Source organism: Variovorax defluvii (genome assembly GCF_039541515.1).
Taxonomy (GTDB): Bacteria; Pseudomonadota; Gammaproteobacteria; order Burkholderiales; family Burkholderiaceae_C; genus Variovorax; species Variovorax defluvii.
Window position 1 is genome coordinate 47,427 of sequence record NZ_BAABGJ010000075.1, and the last position, 18,531, is coordinate 65,957.

An 18,531-nucleotide genomic window follows, 5' to 3' on the forward strand; every position below is an offset into this window, starting at 1 on the left:
CCTCGATGACCGGTTCCACCATAGCGGCTGCCTCGCGGCCCAAACCCGCCATCAGTTTCTTCGAGCGCTACCTCACGGTGTGGGTCGCTCTGTGCATCGTCGTTGGCATCGCTCTCGGTCAGCTGCTTCCCGGCGTCTTCCAGGCGGTGGCCCGGCTCGAAGTGGCCAAGGTCAATGCTCCGGTCGGTGTGCTCATCTGGGTGATGATGATTCCGATGCTGCTGAAGATCGACTTCGGCGCACTCGGCCAGGTGACTTCCCATTGGCGTGGCATCGGGGTCACCCTTGTCGTCAACTGGGCAGTCAAGCCTTTCTCGATGGCGTTGCTCGGCTGGATTTTCATCCGCCATCTCTTCGCCCCCTACCTTCCGGCCGACCAGCTCGACAGCTACGTCGCGGGGCTCATCCTTCTTGCGGCTGCCCCGTGCACGGCCATGGTGTTCGTATGGAGCCAGCTCTGCAAAGGCGACCCGTACTTCACGCTCTCCCAGGTGGCCTTGAACGACGCCATCATGGTGGTCGCCTTCGCGCCCGTCGTGGCCCTGCTGCTGGGCCTGTCTTCCATCACCGTGCCATGGGACACGCTGCTTGTGTCGGTCGGCCTGTACATCGTGGTCCCGGTCATCATTGCGCAGGTCTGGCGCAAAGCGCTGCTACGCCGTGGCGTCGGGCATGTCCAGGCGGTCGTCGCCAAGCTCGGGCCGCTTTCCATCGCCGCGCTGCTTCTGACGCTGGTACTGCTCTTCGCGTTCCAAGGCGAAGCTATCCTGGAGCAGCCACTCGTCATCGCGTTGCTGGCCGTGCCCATCCTCATTCAGGTCATCCTGAACTCGGGATTGGCCTACTGGTTGAACCGGAAGATGGGCGTCGCCCACTGCGTCGCCGGTCCGTCCGCTCTCATCGGTGCCAGCAACTTCTTCGAGCTCGCAGTGGCAACGGCCATCAGCCTGTTCGGCTTCCAGTCGGGCGCCGCCCTGGCCACTGTCGTCGGTGTCCTCATCGAGGTGCCAGTGATGCTGGCCGTGGTCGCGGTCGTGAATCGCTCCGCCGGCTGGTACGAGCACGGCCTTCACAAGAGAACTGCATGACCATCACGATTTATCACAACCCGGCTTGCGGGACCTCCCGCAACGTGCTCGCGCTCATCCGTCACGCTGGCCTGGAGCCGACCGTTGTCGAGTACCTGAAGACGCCCCCCTCGAAGGAGAAGCTCAGGCAGCTGGTTGCGGCGATGGGTATCACCGTCCGCGAGCTGCTGCGCGAGAAGGGAACGCCCTATGCCGAGCTCGGCTTGGACGCCCCCAGCTTTTCCGACGATCAGCTTTTGGACTTCATTGGCCAGCACCCCATCCTCATGAACCGGCCCGTCGTCGAGACACCGCTCGGCACGAAGCTCTGCAGGCCTTCGGAGGAAGTCCTCGAACTGCTGCCGGTGGACAAGCTGCCTCCGTTCACAAAGGAAGACGGTGAGCTCATCATCGATTCGGGCGCTCGTCGCGCCTGATTCGAACCCTGCGTTCGAAGGAACGTCGCCAAGGTCAGTGCCTGGCCCGAGACCCGACATCCCGCCCGCGTGCCCGCCGGCCGTCAGTCGAGGTAGTCGAGAAAAAGCGGTACCACGCCCTTGAGGAAGGCCACCTCGCCCTCGGCGATGGAGCGCGGCTCCAGGTCGAAGTGGATGAAGGTGCCCCAGGGTGTGCCGTCGCCGCGCCGCAGGACGCGGCCGTAGTAGGACTCCACCAGGCCTGCCAGCGGGCGCTTCTGCGTCAGCCGGGGATCGGCGGAGGCATGGCGGGTGACGAACTCGCCCTCGCGCATGGCCAGGGCGCAGAAACTGCTGTCCAGCGGCACGGCCTTGAGCCAGGTGCGGTACTCCGACTGCCGGTCGAAGACGTGGGCCGCATGCATGGTCACGCCGATCAGCTTGTAAAGGGCGGTGTAGCGGTAGGGCGTGCGATCGTTGAGCAGCGCCAGCGCGGGCCGGATGCCATGGTTGGCGAGGACGTTGCGGACCGCTTCGGTCTGGGCGGACAGATCAATCTCAAGCATTCGGATGTCGGTTGAAGGCGCGTCGTCTGCGAAGCGGCGATGCGCATTCTAGAGAGTCGCGCGGACCTGCACCGCCGGCGATCTCCCCGGCTGCGTGGGGCGAATCGGCCCCTGGCCTTCAATGCATCGGGGACTTGCTGAAGCACCCATGCGGCTGGGCTCGCATCAGTTCGTGGAACTGGTCGTGCGACATCCGCAGCAGCCGCTGGTGATCGCCGACCTCCATGTAGATGACGTCGTTGCTTTCCAACTCGTCGTCCACGAGAGTCGGGATGCCCCATGCCATGCCGACCGGCGGCACCGCGCCGCGCTCGCAGTCCTCGAACAGCGAGGCGATGCGGTCCTCGTCGGCCAGTCGCAGGCGGTAGCGGCCGGCGAGGCGGGAGAACTCGCCCACCATCAGGACCCGGTCGGCCGGCAGGACGGCCATCACGCAGCCCTCGTCGTCCTGGAGGATCACCGACTTGGCCAACTGGCATGGCGGAATGTGCGCGGCGCGGGCGGTCTCCGCGCTGCTGTGGCTGTGCTCGTGCGTCCAGACCTCGTAGCGGGTGCCGCGCTGGTCGAGGTAGCTGTACAGATGCGAAGGGATGGACATGGCATCTCCTTGTGCGAGTTGAACGGCCCGGCCGGCGCGGCCCGGGCCGTCCGGGCAGTGTGCGCCTGTCGCCTGCCGATCGCAAGGGGCCGGCGAGCGCCGTGGCGAGCCTGCTAAGTGACGAACTTGCAGAGCGACGCGGCGGTGCGCGTGTCCATGTTGCGCCCGCGGTTGAGGTGGTCGTCGATCTCGGCGGCGCAGCCCAGCATGCGGGGGTAGAGGAAGATGGTGAAGGCGGCGGTCTCCAGCTCGCGCTCGCCGATCCGGCCCGACTGCAGCGGCTGCCACAGCATCTTGAGGAGAAGGGCGGCGATCACCGCGTCCACATTCACGCAGTAGACATTGCGCGAGACGCCGGCATCGAAGAGCTGCTGCACCAGTGCGCGGTAGAAGTCGTGGAACACGTTGTGGTCGCCGCGCGCCTCGCGCAGCTTCGCGATGAAGACCTCGCGCGGGTCGAAGTTGACCGGCTTGTCCTTGAAGACCGGGTGGTTCACGCCGGGCAGCTTGGCGATGTCGAGGCTGCCGGCGCTCTTCTTCCGGCTCTTGTACTGCGCATACTGCGCCACCGCCTTTTCCGCCAGCGCCTTCAGGTCCACGCCCGGGTCGGCGGCGCCCGGATCGTCCAGGCCGCTGCCCTCGAACTGCTCGAGCAGGTAGGCGATGCCCTCGTAGCCGTTGCCGCCGTGCGCATAGCCGGTGTGCGTGAGAAAGCCGACCAGCGCCTTGTTGAGCTGCACGCGCTCCGGCTGCTCGGGGCCGTCGGCCGAGACCGCGCCCTTGGCGCCCTGCGCCGAGATGGCGCCGGGGCCGTTGGTCAGCAGCAGGCCGACCAGGGTCTGGAAAGCGAACAGGTCGGCCTCGCCCGGCATGCGGCCGAGCAGGGCGGCGAAGGCGATCTCGCCAAGGCTGAGTTCGTCCAGCAGGCGCTGCTGTGGCAGGCCGCAGAAGCGGCCGTCCTCGTGCCGCGCCGCATCGGCGGAGGCGCCGATCAGCGTGCCGAAGAGCTGCAGCCACCACGGGAAACTCATCGCCGTCAGCAGCGAGATGCGCTTGCGCGACAGGGGCCCCCAGGCCAGCGTGGCGGAGATCGCGGCCAGCACCGCGGCCTCGGTCGGATGGCCGGGCCGGCCCTGCAGCCAGCGCAGGAAGACCGAGCGGCCGCCGCGTGCCTGCACGCCGGCCAGCAGGGCCTGAGCGCGTGCGTCGGGCGTCTGGGCCGTGAGTTCGGGGGCGCCGGCCGCGTCGATGCCGGCGACGTCGAAGTTCTCGCCGAGCGAGGCACCGAACTCGTTGCCCAGCCCGGCGGCATGGAAGCGCTCCAGCATGAAGCCCAAGGCCTCACGCGCCGCCTGCTGGCGCTTCGGGCCGACGATCGCGGCTGCGGCCGCCAGCACCGCGTTGGGCGCATTGCCGGCCTCGCGGCTGGCCTGTGCCGCGGCCAGCTCGGGCCGTCCGTGGAGGTTGACGTAGGCGGCGATCGCCGGCGCGATCAGCTTGCGGTCGTTCTCGCCGCCGGCGTCGTGCACCAGGGCCAGCGCGACATTCGATTCGAGCGGCAGCGTGGCCGCGTCCAGCATGGTGGTGCCGTACAGGCTGCTGACCTGCGTCTTCGCATCCATCTGCGAGGCGCCGGAGGCGTCTTTCATCGGCTGGCGCGGCACCACGCCGCCGATCTGCATGTTGAGCACGGCCACCTGCTCGTCGTAGGGCGCAAGCGCCTCCACCACCGCGGGGCGCAGGTGCTCGGGCAGGTCCAGGCCTTCGTCGGAGCCGAACCAGGGCTTGAGTGCGAGCGAGCCCTCGGGCGCGAAATCCGGCAGGGTCGCGTTGGCGCGCATCACGGCGGTCAGCGCGGCCGGGATGTGCGCGATGTTGGTCACCAGCGCGCCCTTGGCCGAGAACACCGGGTTGTCGGGCGTGAAGATGGCGTCCACGCCGAACTTCTCCATGAACCAGCGCTCCTTGGCCATCGCGTCGTCCGAGCCGCCGGCCATCGCGCCGGCATGGCCCACGGCGCGGGTGAGCTTGCTCTTCCAGCGGCCGACCACGCAGGCCACCACCGGCTTGGTGAACTTCGCATCGAGCTCGTAGTAGCCGCCCGGCTCGCAGTACAGCACCGCGGCCTTGCTGCGCGCGTCGTTGGCCAGCGCGAAGGCGAACTCGGGCGCGGCGTAGTGGATGTAGACGTCCTTGCCCGAGGAGATCACGGTGGTCGTTCCCCAGCCCGCCATGCGCAGGTACTGCGCGATGGTGGTGGAGAAGCCGCCCGAGTTGGAGAAGATCGCGATCGAGCCGGGCCGCAGCGAATCGCCCGGCCGGTCGCCGCCCAGGGCACCGCCGATACGCACCTGGTTCCATGCATCGGCCACGCCCAGGCCGTTGGCGCCGAAGATGTCGATGCCGTTCTGCTGGCCCATGGCGCGGATCTCGCGCGCGTCGTGCACGGAAATCTTCTCGGTGATGATGAAGATCTTGCGCAGGTCGGGGTTGATGCGGATCAGCTCGGCCACGCCGTCGCGCGCGGCCGAGGGCGGCAGATACACCACGCCGCAGTTGAAGCGGTGGCCGGCAGCCAGCGCATCGCGCACGTTGTTGTAGACCGGGATGTTGCCGATGCCGGTCTCCAGCACTGCACCACCCTTGCCCGGCGCCGTGCCGCACACCACGTTGCCGCCCGAGTAGGCATGGCTCACCGGCGTCACCTCGCTCGATTCGCCGCCCAGGATGTTGAGCACGCAGACACGGTCCTCGCGCGAGGCGACCTGCGTGAGCGAGCTGATGCCGACGTGGTACTTGAAATCGCCCACGCCCGTCTTCTGCCAGTTGGCTTGCATGTTCCGTTCCTCCTGCTCAAGCGGCCGTGGCGGCCGAGATGCCCAGGCGCGCGGCGATCTGCTCGCGCCCGCCGTCCTTCATCCATGCGTCGATCTTGCGGGCGAACTGGATCACCTCGCTCATGTCGGAATCGAAGCCGAACAGCCGGTAGGGCAGGCCCAGCGCATCGCAGGTGTCGCGCAGCGCGCCCATGCCGCGCACCAGGTTCGGCCCGCCGCGGCCCAGCACCACGTACAGCGGCGTGGGGCCGTGCTGGCCGAAGTGCTCGCGCAGCGCGTCGGCCATGGCGCGCAGGGTCTCGAAGATGTCGGTGTTGTTGCTCTTGCCGCCGATGATGAAGAGCACGTTGGCCTGCTTCAGCCAGTGCCTGAAGCAGATGCGCGCCACCTCCTTCATCTTCTCGTAGGGCGGATTGCCGCCGAAGTCGGAGCTGATGATCGCGTCGTCGCCCAGCATCTCCGTCACCAGGGAGTTGGCGCCGCCGCCGAAGGTGGGGGCGAGCACCGTGCCCTTGTCGTTGATGACGTAGACGTCGCTCTGGCCCTGGTGCGTGCGCAGGGTGTTGATCTCCTGCTCGAAGTCGGAGTAGTCGGCCGCGAACAGGTGCGGCGGCAGGCCTAGGCGCAGCCAGCGCGGGTCGTCGCGGTCGAAGCCGCATTTGAAGTCGCAGGCCACCGGCGTGAGGCGGCCTTTCTTGTCTTCGCGCATGCGGATGGGGTTGAGCTCCAGCGTGGTCATGCCGAAGTCGTGGAACAGCTCCCACAGCTTGGGCAACTGCTGCACCAGCGGAGAGATGATCTCCTTGGGCGCACCGATCTCGCCCAGCGCATTGGCGACCACGAAGGCCTTGAGGCCGGTGAGCGGATCGAAGGGGACGGTCGCGACCTGGCTCTTGTCGAGCTCCTCGATGTCCATGCCGCCCATGTGCGTGAGCGTCATGGTCGGCGCGCGGTAGCGCGTGGAGTCGGTGATCGAGAAGTACACCTCGTGCCTGGCGGGCACGCCGGCCTCGAAGGTGACGCCGTTGGCCTTGGCCTTGACGTGGCCGACCTGGTGCTCGGCGAAGTAGAGGCGTTCCTTCTCCGCGAGTGCGGTCTTGAGGTCGCCGGCGCGGCCCAGCAGACCGGCCTTGCCCTTCTTTCCGATGCCGCCCTTGAAGACGGGCTTGATGAAGATGAGCCCGTACTTGTCGATGAGCGCCTTGATTTCCTCCTCGCTGGCCGCGGGGCCCAGCACCTCGGTGGCCGGAAAGCCGGCGAAGTGCAACAGCCGCGCGCCGTGCAACATGCCCGTGATCTGCATGATCGATGTCTCCTGGTGGTGCGCGAACTGCGCCGTGGGCGGCCCGCGTGCCGGACCCCCCGGAGAAATCGTAGAAATCGAAGCTGTCGATTCGCCGTCAGTGCGTTCAGGGTAAGTACGGGGTGGCGCGCGGGTGGCGGAAGGATTCACGGGCAGCGGTCACTTGAAGAGGGAACCCGCGCTGCGACGCATGGCGGCCGCCCGGGCCGCACTGGCAATGGATGTTGCATCCTGTGCATCAATAGGACCAAACATTGCAATTCTCCGAACACGGGCAGCACTGCACACTTGCTCCTCAGGACTGCCGCCGGGTGGTGCAGTCGGCAACGGAGACAGCATTGGACGCACAGCAAGATCAGCTGACATCGTGGGTCGGACGGACCGAGACGGTCGAAGACACCATCACCAAGGCTCCAGTGGTCGCGCTGACGGCGACACTGGACCACCCGGCGACTCCGGTGAGCGCGGGCGCCACGCTTCCCCCGCTATGGCATTGGCTGTACTTCCTGCCGATGCATCGGCAGAGCGAAATTGGCGAGGATGGCCACGCCAGGCGTGGCGGCTTCCTGCCACCGGTTCCCTTGCCCCGGCGCATGTGGGCCGGCGGGCAGTTCGAGTTCCGCTCCCCCATCCGCGTCGGCGACCGTGTCGTGCGAACCTCGACCATCGACGCGGTGACGACCAAGGAGGGGCGCACCGGCAAGCTCGTGTTCGTGAAAGTGCGCCACGAGGTGCGATGCAACGATGCGGCCGAAGCGGCCCTGGTCGAGTTTCACGACATCGTCTATCGCGCAGCACAGGGACCGGACGATGTCGCGCCACCGCCTCAAGCCGCACCGGCCGAGGCCGCCTGGCGCCGCCGGATCGTCCCCGACGACGTGCTGTTGTTCCGCTACTCGGCGCTGACCTTCAATGGCCACCGCATCCACTACGACCGCCGGTATGTGACGCAGGTCGAAGGCTATCCCGGCCTGATCGTGCATGGGCCGCTGATCGCGACGCTGCTGATGGACTTGCTGCGCCGCAATGTGCAGAGCGCCGACGTGGCGAGTTTTCGGTTCAAGGCCGTCCGGCCGACCTTCGACCTGAACGCCTTCCAGGTCAGCGGCCAGCCGCAGGCCGACGGCAAGACGATTCGTCTGTGGGCCTCCGATCACGAAGGTTGGCTCACGATGGACGCCACCGCAGTGCTGCGCTGATCCGCGGCCGCCATCCAGGAAAGAGAACCCATGCAGCCACTCCGAGGCATCACCGTCGTCACGCTGGAACACGCCATCGCCGCGCCCTTCGCCACTCGCCAGCTCGCGGACCTTGGCGCGCGCGTCATCAAGATCGAGCGTCCCGGTTCGGGCGATTTCGCCCGCGGCTACGACGAGCGCGTACGAGGCCTGGCGTCGCACTTCGTCTGGACCAACCGCTCCAAGGAAAGCCTGACGCTGGATGTGAAGCACCCCGAGGCAGCCCGGGTGCTCGAGCGGCTGGTCATGGACAAGGCCGACATCGTCGTGCAGAACCTCGCACCCGGCGCAGCAACGCGCCTCGGCCTGGGCTATCAGCGGCTCTGCGCGGCCAGGCCGGATCTGATCGTTTGCGACATCTCCGGCTACGGCGACGATCCGCAACGCCCTGGGCCGTATCGGGACAAGAAGGCTTACGACCTGCTGATCCAATGCGAGGCCGGCTTCGTCTCCGTCACGGGCACGCCCGAAGAGCCCTGCAAGGCCGGCCCCTCGATCGCCGACATCGCTGCCGGCATGTACGCTTACAGCAGCATCCTGGCGGCGCTGCTGCAGCGCGGACAGACCGGCAAGGGCCAACGCATCGACATCTCGATGCTGGAATCCCTGGCCGAATGGACCAGCTACCCGCTCTACTACGCCTTCGAAGGGGCCCCGCCGCCGCCGCGGACCGGTGCCAGTCATGCAACCATCTACCCCTACGGGCCCTTCCCGGCCGGCGACGGCACGACCGTGATGCTCGGCCTCCAGAACGAGCGCGAGTGGGTCAGCTTCTGCGACAAGGTATTGCGGCAGCCGGATCTCGCGACGGACCCGCGCTTCACCACCAACTTCAAGCGCGTGGCAGAGCGGGTGGCGCTGCGGCAGATCATCGTCGACGCCTTCCAGCCGCTGTCCGGCAGGCAGGTGGTCGAGCGCCTGGAGCTTGCGCAGATCGCCAATGCGCAGGTCAATGCGATGCAAGATGTCTGGGCGCATCCGCAGCTCCAGGCGCGGGGGCGCTGGACCGAAGTGGCGACGGCCGCGGGCCCTGTGCCCGTGATGCTGCCGCCGGGCACCTGGGAGACCGGTCCTCGGATGGACCCCGTGCCTGCGCTCGGCGAGCACACGAACGCGATCCTGGCCGAACTCGGCTACAGCGCGGAAGAGATCGCCGGGCTGCACGCGGCCGGAGCCGTCTGAGATCGCGTCGCGTCCGCCGAACTGCCGCCTTCCGCACGCACCTATCGCAGCTGACCCTGTTCACCACCTCGGAAAGAGACAAGCACCATGGGCTCCACCATCATCGACTCGCGCATCTTCGGCGACATGTTCAGCGACGCACGCATGCGAGAGGTCTGGTCCGACGAAAACCGCACGGCGAAATACCTGGACATCGAGCGTGCCCTCGCCAAGGTACAAGGTGAGCTCGGCATCATTCCGAAGGAAGCAGCGGACGAGATCGTGCGCAACTGCAACCTGTCGCAGATCGACTGGGACAGGCTGAAAGCCAAGACCGAGCAGATCGGCTATCCGATCATTGCCGTCGTCAATCAGATCAACGCCAACTGCCGCGACAAGCTGGGCGAGTACTGCCACTGGGGGGCCACGACGCAGGACATCACCGACACCGCCGCGGTGCTGCAGATGCGAGAAGGCCTGGCATTGATCGAGCAGGACCTGGACGAGATCGGGGACGCGCTCGCCGCGCTTGCCAGGAAGTACCGCGACACACCCGTCATCGGACGCTCCAACCTGCAGCAGGCCACGCCGATCACCTTCGGCTACAAGATGGCGAGCATCCTGGCCGGCATCGATCGTCACCGGGAGCGCCTGCAGCAGCTCAAGCCCCGCGTCCTGATGGGCGAGTTCGGTGGTGCCTCCGGCACCTTGTCTTCGCTCGAAAAGGGTGCCATGGAAACCCAGGCTGCACTCATGAAAGAGCTGGGGCTTGCCCAGCCGCTCATCTCCTGGCATACGGTCCGCGACACGGTCGCGGAAGTGGGGGCCTTCCTCGGCCTGGTCGGCGGCTCGCTCGGCAAGATCGCCATGGACGTCAAGCTGATGATGCAGACGGAAGTCGCGGAGGTCTTCGAGCCCTTCGCGCCGGGGCGCGGCTCGTCATCGACCATGCCGCAGAAGCGCAATCCCATCTCCTGCCTGTACATCCACGCGAACATTTCGGTCGCGCGCCAGCACGCGGCGGCGTTGATGGATGCGATGGTGGCCGACCACGAGCGCTCGACCGGGCCGTGGGAGATCGAGTGGGTGTCGCTGCCGGAGATCTTCTGCCTGATGTCGGGTGCCCTGAAGCAGACCAAGTTCATCCTCAAGGGCCTGGAAGTCGATGCGACCCGGATGCGGGCCAACATCGACATCACGAACGGCCTCGTGATGTCGGAGGCCGTGATGATGGGCCTGGGCCCGTACATCGGGCGCGAATACGCCCACGACCTGGTCTACGACCTCTGCCGCCAGGCCATCGCCGACAACCGGCCTCTGATCGAAATCCTGGCCGCCCACCCGGAGATCAACAAGCACGTCACGCGAGCCCAGCTGGATGCGATGTGCGACCCGGCCAACAACCTGGGCCAGGCGGGCGTCATGGTCGATCGCGTGCTGGCGGCGCGACGCTAGTCCGACCCCGCCGACAAAGCCGGCGAAGACCGGCACGCAACCGTGCGCCCAGATTCCGGAGACAACACCATGAAGACCCCCAAAGTACTGAAGCTGCTCTACGTGCAGGTCCTAATCGGCCTGGTCCTCGGCATCACCGTCGGCCACTACTGGCCCGAGTTCGGGGCTGCCCTCAAGCCGCTGGGCGACGGCTTTGTCAAGCTGGTCAAGATGATGATCGCGCCGGTGGTGTTCTGCACCATCGTGAGCGGCATCACATCGCTGGGCGACTCGAAGGAGATCGGCAAGACCTTGATCAAGGCGATGGGCCTCTTCTACGCCTTGACGATCGTGGCGCTCGTGACCGGCCTGGCCACCGTCCTGCTGATCCAGCCGGGTGCCGGCATGCACATCGACCCGAGCAAGCTCGATGCCTCGGTCGCGAGCCGCTTCGCCAGCCAGGTGCATGTTCATGGTTTCACCGACTTCGTCATGCACATCATCCCCAACGCCTTCGTCGGCGCATTCGCCGAAGGCGAGGTGCTGCCGGTCCTGCTGCTAGCCGTGCTCTGCGGCTTCGGCCTGACCAGGATCGGTACGGCAGCCAAGCCGGTGCTCGACGCCGTCGACGGGTTCTCGCACATGCTCTTTGCAGCCTTCGGCATCATCATGCGCCTGGCGCCGATCGGTGCGTTCGGCGCGATGGCGTTCACCGTCGGGCGCTACGGCATCAAGTCCATCGGGTCACTCGGACTGCTAATCGGAACCTTCTATGTCGCCTGCATCTTCTTCGTCTTCGTGGTGCTCGGCATTCTGGCCCGCTTGCACGGCTTCAAGCTGTGGCAGCTGCTGCGCTACATCAAGGAGGAGTTGCTGGTGGTGCTCGGTACCTCCTCGAGCGAACCGGTGCTTCCTCGTCTCCTGCTCAAGCTCGAACGGCTGGGCTGCAAGAAGGGCGTGGTCGGGCTGGTGCTTCCGACCGGCTATTCGTTCAATCTCGACGGCACGGCCATCTACCTGACGCTCGCGTCCATGTTCATCGCCCAGGCCTGCGACATCCATCTGTCCTGGCTGCAGATCGGCTCGATGCTGGGCATCATGCTGCTGACTTCGAAGGGCGCTGCAGGGGTGACGGGCAGCGGATTCGTCGCATTGGTCGCGACGCTCACCGTCATGCCGGATCTTCCGGTCGCGGGTGTGGCGCTGATCGTGGGGATCGATCGTTTCATGTCCGAGGCGCGGGCACTCACCAGCACCATCAGCAACGCGGTGGCCTGCATCGTGGTCTCGATGTGGGAAAAGGCTTGCGACGAAGACGTACTGAAGCGCGAGCTGGATGCGAATTACGCCAGGACCGAGCATGAACTCGAAGAGGGCTCCGGAGACTTGCAGCTGCCGCTCGGGCACACCGGCAGCGCACACTGAAGCCACGCGCGGGCCGCGGACACGGCCGCCCGGGCCTCTTCACTTCACCGCGCGGCGGCCATCCGGCTTGCCGCGCTTCGCCTTCATTTCGGAGAAGAACGCGTAGAGCTGCTGCGCCGCCGGCGACAGCGTCCGTCCCTTGCGCCGGATGAGACCGATCCTGCGGGTGATCACCGGGTCGTGGAGGGGAACGCTCACCAGCAACGGATGGTCCGCGTCCGGCATCGCGATCGATGGCACCGCGGCCACGCCGAGGCCGGCCTCGACCAGCCCGAGCATCGTCGTGACGTGCTGGGTTTCATAGATGCTCTGCGGCCGGTCGGCCACACCGGAGAGCGCCTGGTCCAGCAGCAGCCGGTTGCCCGACGCCTTGCTGACCGAGATGTAGTCGTACTGCCCCAGTTCGGTCCAGCTCACGCGGCGCTTCTTCGCAAGCGGGTGGTCTCGCCTGCACGCCGCAACGAAGCGCTCCTCCAGCAAGGGCTTGAACTCGATGTCGGGCTCCTTGCCGCCGACGAAGTTGAGCCCGAAGTCGGCCTCACCCCGCGCGACGACTGAAAGCACTTCGTTGGCGCTGGCGTCGAAGACCTTGACCCGGATCTTCGGATAGCGCTCGTGGTAGCGCGAAATCACCTGCGACAGGAAGTAGTAGACCGTCGAGGGGACGCAGGCGATGGTCACTTCCCCCATCCGCGTGGCGGCCACGCCGCGGATGCCCAGCAGCGTGTGGTCGAGGTCATCGAGCAGTTGTTGCACCTTGCGATCGAAGTCGCGCCCCACCGAGGTCAGGTTGACGCGCCGCGTGGTGCGGTCGAGCAGTCGCACGCCGAGCGCTTCCTCGAGCTTCTCGATGCGCCGGCTGAAGGCCGGCTGCGAGACGTGCAGCGCTTCGGCCGCCTTCCGGAAGCTGTTGAGCTCCGCCACGGCCCGGAACGCCTGCAGATCGTTGAGATTGAAATTGATCGCCACGCCTCGCTCCGCAACAGTTGGTTGGCTGATCGACAGTGTGCATCAATCCTTCGTAAACATGCAATTCACAGAGGATGCCGATCGGAAGACCATACGTCCACGGCGATCGAGACGCCCTGCACACCCCTCTTTCAACTGTCGGAGACATCCATGAGATTTCGCAACGCACCCGCGTCGGGCGCCCTGGCCTTGGCGGCCGTTCTCTGCTGCAGCGCCGCGCTCGCGGCGTACCCCGAGAAATCGATCACCATCGTCGTGCCCACCGCGGCAGGCGGCGCCAACGATGCCATGGCACGCGTGGTCGGGCAGGCCATGTCCGCCGCGCTCAAAGTGCCGGTCGTCGTCGACAACAAGGCAGGTGCCAACGGTTCGATCGCCAGCGAGTTCGTCATGCGGGCCGCACCGGACGGCTACACGCTGATGCTGGGCTATATCGCGACCCATGCGATGAATCCTTCGCTGCAGAAGCTGCGCTACGACCCCGTCAAGGACTTCGAGCCGGTGGGCATGCTCGGATCGTCGGCGACGCTGATGGTCGTCAACCCGGCGGTCAAGGCAAACAATGCCAGGGAGATCGTCGCCGCGCTGAAGGCTGCGCCCGACAAGATGAGCTATGCCTCCGCCGGCAACGGAACCGCGCCGCATTTCGCCGCGGAGATGTTCAAGCTGTCGACGGGCACCAGCATGCTTCACGTGCCGTACAAGGGCTCCGCGCCTGCCGTCACCGACACCATCGGGGGCCAGACGCAGGTGATGTTCCCGAGCCTCTTCACCGCCATTCCCTACGTGAAGGGCGGCAAGCTCAAGGCGATCGGCGTGGCGGGCAACAAGCGTTCGCCGCTGATGCCGGACGTCCCGACGCTCAAGGAGCAAGGCATCGACAACGTGGATGTCTCGCAGTGGTACGGCATCTTCGCGCCCGCCAAGACGCCCAAGCCTGTCATCGAACAGCTCAACAAGGTTCTCAACCAGGCTCTTGCGGACAAGGCCGTCATCAAGAAGCTGGAGGACCACGGCGCGGAGGTGGAGATCATGACTTCCGAGCAGATGCGCACCTACGTGCAGCAAGAGCAGGTCAAATGGAAGAAGGTCGTCCAGGCCGCCAAGCTGACGGCTGATTGAGATGAGCCGGACCATCCCCTGCGTGCTGATGCGTGCGGGCACGTCGCGCGGGCCTTTTTTCCTGCGGGAGTGGCTGCCCGAGAGCGACGAGGAGCGCGACCAGGCCCTGATCGGCGCGATCGGCGCCTCCGATCCGCTGCAACTCGACGGCGTGGGCGGCGGCAGCACCCTCAACAGCAAAGTCGCCATCGTTTCGCGGTCGAAGGAACCCGGTTGCGATCTGGACTACCTGTTCGCGCAGGTGGGCGTCGGCCACCGCTCCGTCGACACCCGTCCGAACTGCGGGAACATGCTGTCGGGCGTCGCGCCCTTCGCCATCGAGCAAGGCCTGGTTTCGGCGCAGGAAGGGGTCACGCGGGTGCGCGTCTTCAACGTCAACACGCGCTCCCGCATCGACGTCACCGTCCGCACGCCCGGCAAGCGCGTCACCTACGAGGGCGATGCGCGCATCGACGGCGTGGCCGGAACGGCCGCACCGATCCTCCTGAACTTCCTGGACGCGTGGGGCGCCGTCACGGGCAAGGTCTTTCCGACGGGGCGGCGCATCGACACGATCGACGGCGTGGACGTGACCTGCATCGACGCGGCGATGCCGCTCATGATCGTGCGCGCGCAGGACCTCGGCGTCACCGGTGCCGAGAAGCCGGCAGCGCTGGATTCGAATGCGGCGCTGCTGGAACGCCTGGAAGCGTTGCGCCTGCGGGCCGGTTTGCTGATGGGCCTCGGGGATGTCTCGGCCAGCGTCATTCCGAAGCCGGTGCTGGTCAGCGCGGGGGACTCGCCGGACAGCATCACCTCGCGCTACTTCACACCGCGCCGCTGCCACGCCTCGCACGCGGTCACCGGCGCCATCGGCGTGCTCAGCGCCTTCGCGCTTCCCGGCACGGTGGCCAGCGCCGGGGCCCGCGAGCCGGGCCGCCACAACCTGGTGCTGCTGCACCCGGCCGGGCGCATCGACGTGGAAGTCGAACTCGAAGGCCGGGGCGAGGAGGCCACGGTGAAAGCGGCGGCATTGGTGCGCACCGCCCGAAAGATCATGCAGGGCGAGATGCAGTTGCCCGACTATGTCTTCAGCCGCCCCGAAGCCCTCGCGCCTGCGTTGGCGACCTTCCCGCGCAAACCCCTCACTGTCATCGTGCCCACCCGTGCCGGTGGAGGCAACGACACGATGGCCAGGATCATCGCTGACGGGCTGAAGCCCTTGCTCGGCCAGGAAGTCCTGGTGGACAACCGGGCCGGCGCGAACGGCGCCATCGCCAGCGAGTACGTCGCCAAGGCGGAGCCGGACGGCCACACCCTCATGTTCGGCTACGTGGGCACCCACGCCATGAACCCGGCGCTGCAGAAGCTGGCTTACCACCCGCTGAGGGATTTCGAGCCGGTGGGATTGGTCGGGTCGTCGCCGACGCTGATGGTGGCCAACCGGGACGCGGGCTTCGACGACGTTCGCGGCCTCCTGCAGCGTTTGCGCAGCGGCCGGGGCAGCATCAGCTACGCGTCGGCCGGCGACGGTACGCCGCCGCACTTCGCGGCGGAACTGTTCCAGCTGAACACGGGGACGAAGATGGAAGGCAGAACGTACGAAGGCGCCGCGCCTGCCATCGTGGACACGCTCGACGGCCGCTCGCAGGTCATGTTTCCGAGCCTGTTCACGGCGCATCCCTTCATCCTCGACGGCCGGCTGCGCGCCCTGGCGGTCGCCGCGCCGGCGCGCCTCGACGCCTTTCCCGCGGTGCCGACCCTGTCGGAATCCGGCATCCAGGAGGTCGACGTGTCGCAGTGGTATGGGCTGTTCGCCCCCGCCCGCACCCCGCCGGCAGTGATCGCTCGGCTGAACCGCGCCCTGAACGAGGTTCTGGCCGATCCGCAGGTCGTCGCCCGGTTCGAACGTCAAGGCGCGAGGGTCGAGGCCGGTCCCCCCGCAGCACTGCGAGATCGCGTTCGGCACGAGCTGGATCGATGGCGGCGCGTGGTGGCCGAAGGCGGCCTGGCGCCGCAAGACATCCGCCTTTTCGCGACGGAATGATCCGCCGGGGCCGTTCAGGAGCACTCCCAGGGACAAGGCCGTTTACAACGGCGCCATGGTCGGCATGGGCCTTGGCGCACCAGGGGTGGATGCCCAGGGCCGGGCACGCATGCGTGAAAGCTCGACGCTAGTTCCTGTACGCCGGGTCAATTCGGTCGAGCTTGCGGATCAGCGCCGGCCACACGAACGCACCGCCCAGGCCCCCGGTCTGCACCTTCATGGCCTGGCCCACGCCTTCGACGATGCGCGGATCGACCTGCGTGAGCTCGCCGCCGCCGGCCTGCGCGGCGATCTGGATCTGGCAACTGCTCTCGAAGATGTACATCGAGAGGAAGGCATCGGCGATGGTCTTGCCGGCGGTGAGCAGGCCGTGGTTGCGCAGCATGAGGAAATTGGCCTGGCCCATGTCGGCCTGCAGGCGCGGCTTCTCCTCGTCGCGGAAGGCCACGCCTTCATAGTCGTGGTAGGCCAGCGAGGCCAGCACGAAGGTGGACTGCTGGCTGATCGGCAGCAGGCCGTTCTTCTGCGCGCTGACGGCGACGCCGGCGCGCGTGTGGGTGTGCAGCACGCATTGGACGTCGGGCCGCGCGGCATGCACGGCGCTGTGGATCACGAAGCCGGCCGGATTGACGGGGTAGGGCGAGGTGATCACCTTGTTGCATTCGGGGTCGACCTTGACCAGGCTGGAGGCCGTGATCTCGTCGAACATCAGGCCGTAGGGGTTGATCAGGAAGTGGTGCTCGGGCCCGGGCACGCGTGCGCTGACGTGGGTGAAGACCAGGTCGCTCCAGCCGTACAGCGCGACGAGGCGGTAGCAGGCGGCGAGGTCCACCCGCAACTGCCATTCTTCGGGGGAGACGATCTTCTGGACTTCGGAGGGGGCGGTGGTGGTCATGGTCGTTCCTCGGGCGAGTAGGAGGCGGGGCGCACAGTGTGGGGCACGGCAGGCTCGCGCTCAATGCTCGACTGTCAAGTAACGGACATTTCCACGCCCAGGAAAACCCGGGGCGTCACCGCGGCCCGACGGGGGCTGTCAGCGCAGGACGCGCCCGTCCGCGGTGATGCTGATCAGGTCGATCGTGCGCTGCGGATCGCGCAGGCCCGGCCGCAGGTTGATGCGAAAGCCGCCGACGTCGTAGTCGGTCATGCCCGCCATCACGCGCTGCAGCGCGGCCGGCGTGAAGCCGCGCCCCGCGCGGCGGATCGCCTCGGCCGCCGCCTTGGTGGCGATGAAGCCTTCCAGTCCCTCGTACGAGGCCGTCTGGTCGGAGTTGTCGATGGCCGCGAGGTATTCCTTGACGATCGGAATGCCCGAGGAGCGCGGCGAAGGCACCACCTGCGAGATCACGATGCCTCGGATGTCCTTGCCGAGCGCAGCGTACAGCGGGTCGATACCGACGATCGAGAAGGCCATGAAGCTGCCGCCGTAGCCGGCCTGGCGCAGCTTGCGGATCGCGTCGGCCGTGGTGTCCGAGAGCGAGACCAGCACGACCGCCTGCGGCGAAGCCTGCTGCACGGCGGCCAGGGCGGCATCCGGGACCTTGCCGGCGGTCCGCACCAGCGCCTTCGCCACCAGCGGGCTCATCTTCTGGTCGGCCAGGGCCTGTTCGACGGCGCTCAGGGCGGCTCGCCCCATGGCATCGTCGTCGCCGATGAAGGCGATGCGGCTTTGTGCCACGGTGGCGCAATGGCGCACGATCTTGATGGCTTCGTCGGCCATGCTCGGGCGCACGTGGAACACGTTGGGGTGGGCTGCGCCGCGCAGTGTGTCGGCGGCGGCGAAGGGCGCGAAGAGCACGGTGCCCTGCTGGGCCGCCGCCACGGCACCGGACTCGCTGCTGGCGGTGCCGACGAAGCCGAACAGCATGTCGGCCTTGTCGTTCGCCAGGAGGTTGCGCGCGTTGGCGGCGGCTCGCTTGGCGTCGTAGCCGTCGTCCAGTTGCAGGAGCTTGAGTTGGATGCCGGCCGCCGCATTGTCGTCGTTGAACTGAGTGGCATAGAGGCGGCAACCGGCGGCGAACGCCAGGCCGATCTCGCTGGCCGCACCGGTGAGGGGGACCGACTGCCCCAGGATCACGGTGCGCGGCGCGCCCGCCGGCCGCGCGGCTTGCGCATGGACGCGCCTGCCTGCGGCGGTCAGGCCGCCTCCCAGGAGCACAGTCGCTCCCGCCCGATTCAACAGCTCCCTGCGTGACAGCATCATTTCGAAACCTTTCGCTACATGGAACCGAAAAATGTAGCAAGTCCGAGGCCGCCGTCGGAGGCACTAAGTAGTCCGTTTCTGAAATTCGCACACGTATTCTTCAGGCAGCCAGTTTGAAGGGCTGGCTCTGCGCCCAACGATCACGCATGCGCGTGATCAAAGCATT

General features: G+C 67.0%; 15 protein-coding genes. 8 read left to right on the plus strand and 7 right to left on the minus strand.

The window, feature by feature from the left end:
• Positions 1 to 5: 5 nt before the first annotated feature.
• Together arsB and arsC are read left to right on the plus strand one after the other, a co-directional pair.
• The gene (gene arsB, locus ABEA07_RS20390; protein WP_345540113.1) at positions 6 to 1,088 is read left to right on the plus strand and encodes an ACR3 family arsenite efflux transporter; all 1,083 of its coding nucleotides are present in this window, start codon (positions 6 to 8) and stop codon (positions 1,086 to 1,088) included.
• Positions 1,085 to 1,504, plus strand: a complete 420-nt coding sequence (arsC, locus tag ABEA07_RS20395) for an arsenate reductase (glutaredoxin) (protein ID WP_345540115.1) — start codon at positions 1,085 to 1,087, stop codon at positions 1,502 to 1,504. Before arsB ends, arsC begins: the two co-directional genes overlap by 4 nt.
• A gap of 83 nt (positions 1,505 to 1,587) precedes the next feature.
• Here arsC and ABEA07_RS20400 read toward each other — a convergent pair whose 3' ends face one another.
• The 4 genes from ABEA07_RS20400 to ABEA07_RS20415 all read right to left on the minus strand — a co-directional run bounded on the left by ABEA07_RS20400 (position 1,588) and on the right by ABEA07_RS20415 (position 6,787).
• Positions 1,588 to 2,049: a hypothetical protein gene (locus tag ABEA07_RS20400; protein WP_345540117.1), complete on the minus strand. Its 462-nt coding sequence runs from the start codon at positions 2,047 to 2,049 to the stop codon at positions 1,588 to 1,590.
• Positions 2,050 to 2,167: 118 nt separating this feature from the next.
• Complete coding sequence (locus tag ABEA07_RS20405; protein ID WP_345540118.1) at positions 2,168 to 2,647, minus strand: aminoacyl-tRNA deacylase; 480 nt, start codon at positions 2,645 to 2,647, stop codon at positions 2,168 to 2,170.
• Positions 2,648 to 2,760: 113 nt separating this feature from the next.
• Positions 2,761 to 5,484, minus strand: coding sequence for a CoA-binding protein (locus ABEA07_RS20410; protein ID WP_345540120.1), 2,724 nt, complete (start codon positions 5,482 to 5,484; stop codon positions 2,761 to 2,763).
• A 16-nt stretch (positions 5,485 to 5,500) separates the two neighbouring features.
• Positions 5,501 to 6,787 carry an ATP citrate lyase citrate-binding domain-containing protein gene (locus ABEA07_RS20415; protein ID WP_345540121.1) on the minus strand — a complete coding sequence of 429 codons (1,287 nt, stop codon included), beginning with the start codon at positions 6,785 to 6,787 and terminating at the stop codon, positions 5,501 to 5,503.
• Positions 6,788 to 7,125: 338 nt separating this feature from the next.
• Between ABEA07_RS20415 and ABEA07_RS20420 the strand changes: the two genes are divergently transcribed.
• The 4 genes from ABEA07_RS20420 to dctA all read left to right on the plus strand — a co-directional run bounded on the left by ABEA07_RS20420 (position 7,126) and on the right by dctA (position 12,045).
• On the plus strand, positions 7,126 to 7,986 hold the full coding sequence (locus ABEA07_RS20420) for an HTD2 family dehydratase (protein WP_345540122.1): 861 nt from the start codon (positions 7,126 to 7,128) through the stop codon (positions 7,984 to 7,986).
• A gap of 30 nt (positions 7,987 to 8,016) precedes the next feature.
• Complete coding sequence (locus ABEA07_RS20425; protein ID WP_345540123.1) at positions 8,017 to 9,207, plus strand: CaiB/BaiF CoA transferase family protein; 1,191 nt, start codon at positions 8,017 to 8,019, stop codon at positions 9,205 to 9,207.
• Between the two features lie 87 nt (positions 9,208 to 9,294).
• Complete coding sequence (gene pcaB, locus ABEA07_RS20430) at positions 9,295 to 10,641, plus strand: 3-carboxy-cis,cis-muconate cycloisomerase (RefSeq protein ID WP_345540124.1); 1,347 nt, start codon at positions 9,295 to 9,297, stop codon at positions 10,639 to 10,641.
• Positions 10,642 to 10,710: 69 nt separating this feature from the next.
• Complete coding sequence (dctA, locus tag ABEA07_RS20435) at positions 10,711 to 12,045, plus strand: C4-dicarboxylate transporter DctA (protein ID WP_345540126.1); 1,335 nt, start codon at positions 10,711 to 10,713, stop codon at positions 12,043 to 12,045.
• Between the two features lie 39 nt (positions 12,046 to 12,084).
• Here dctA and ABEA07_RS20440 read toward each other — a convergent pair whose 3' ends face one another.
• Positions 12,085 to 13,014, minus strand: coding sequence for a LysR family transcriptional regulator (locus ABEA07_RS20440; RefSeq protein ID WP_345540128.1), 930 nt, complete (start codon positions 13,012 to 13,014; stop codon positions 12,085 to 12,087).
• Between the two features lie 150 nt (positions 13,015 to 13,164).
• Between ABEA07_RS20440 and ABEA07_RS20445 the strand changes: the two genes are divergently transcribed.
• Together ABEA07_RS20445 and ABEA07_RS20450 are read left to right on the plus strand one after the other, a co-directional pair.
• Positions 13,165 to 14,136: a Bug family tripartite tricarboxylate transporter substrate binding protein gene (locus ABEA07_RS20445; protein ID WP_345540129.1), complete on the plus strand. Its 972-nt coding sequence runs from the start codon at positions 13,165 to 13,167 to the stop codon at positions 14,134 to 14,136.
• A 1-nt stretch (position 14,137) separates the two neighbouring features.
• Complete coding sequence (locus tag ABEA07_RS20450) at positions 14,138 to 16,162, plus strand: 4-oxalomesaconate tautomerase (protein ID WP_345540130.1); 2,025 nt, start codon at positions 14,138 to 14,140, stop codon at positions 16,160 to 16,162.
• 127 nt (positions 16,163 to 16,289) lie between these two features.
• On the opposite strand, the gene ABEA07_RS20455 is transcribed toward ABEA07_RS20450, so the two are convergent.
• Both ABEA07_RS20455 and ABEA07_RS20460 read right to left on the minus strand, forming a co-directional pair.
• On the minus strand, positions 16,290 to 17,057 hold the full coding sequence (locus tag ABEA07_RS20455; RefSeq protein ID WP_345540131.1) for a class II aldolase/adducin family protein: 768 nt from the start codon (positions 17,055 to 17,057) through the stop codon (positions 16,290 to 16,292).
• A 138-nt stretch (positions 17,058 to 17,195) separates the two neighbouring features.
• Positions 17,196 to 18,365, minus strand: a complete 1,170-nt coding sequence (locus ABEA07_RS20460; RefSeq protein ID WP_425584159.1) for an ABC transporter substrate-binding protein — start codon at positions 18,363 to 18,365, stop codon at positions 17,196 to 17,198.
• Between the last annotated feature and the right edge of the window lie 166 nt (positions 18,366 to 18,531).

Bases quoted from the DNA above. Each gene is read 5' to 3' on its own strand.
- arsB (WP_345540113.1), top strand. From the start codon at position 6: ATGACCGGTTCCACCATAGCGGCTGCCTCGCGGCCCAAACCCGCCATC.
- arsC (WP_345540115.1), top strand. From the start codon at position 1,085: ATGACCATCACGATTTATCACAACCCGGCTTGCGGGACCTCCCGCAAC.
- ABEA07_RS20400 (WP_345540117.1), bottom strand. From the start codon at position 2,049: ATGCTTGAGATTGATCTGTCCGCCCAGACCGAAGCGGTCCGCAACGTC.
- ABEA07_RS20405 (WP_345540118.1), bottom strand. From the start codon at position 2,647: ATGTCCATCCCTTCGCATCTGTACAGCTACCTCGACCAGCGCGGCACC.
- ABEA07_RS20410 (WP_345540120.1), bottom strand. From the start codon at position 5,484: ATGCAAGCCAACTGGCAGAAGACGGGCGTGGGCGATTTCAAGTACCAC.
- ABEA07_RS20415 (WP_345540121.1), bottom strand. From the start codon at position 6,787: ATGCAGATCACGGGCATGTTGCACGGCGCGCGGCTGTTGCACTTCGCC.
- ABEA07_RS20425 (WP_345540123.1), top strand. From the start codon at position 8,017: ATGCAGCCACTCCGAGGCATCACCGTCGTCACGCTGGAACACGCCATC.
- pcaB (WP_345540124.1), top strand. From the start codon at position 9,295: ATGGGCTCCACCATCATCGACTCGCGCATCTTCGGCGACATGTTCAGC.
- dctA (WP_345540126.1), top strand. From the start codon at position 10,711: ATGAAGACCCCCAAAGTACTGAAGCTGCTCTACGTGCAGGTCCTAATC.
- ABEA07_RS20445 (WP_345540129.1), top strand. From the start codon at position 13,165: ATGAGATTTCGCAACGCACCCGCGTCGGGCGCCCTGGCCTTGGCGGCC.
- ABEA07_RS20450 (WP_345540130.1), top strand. From the start codon at position 14,138: ATGAGCCGGACCATCCCCTGCGTGCTGATGCGTGCGGGCACGTCGCGC.
- ABEA07_RS20455 (WP_345540131.1), bottom strand. From the start codon at position 17,057: ATGACCACCACCGCCCCCTCCGAAGTCCAGAAGATCGTCTCCCCCGAA.
- ABEA07_RS20460 (WP_425584159.1), bottom strand. From the start codon at position 18,365: ATGATGCTGTCACGCAGGGAGCTGTTGAATCGGGCGGGAGCGACTGTG.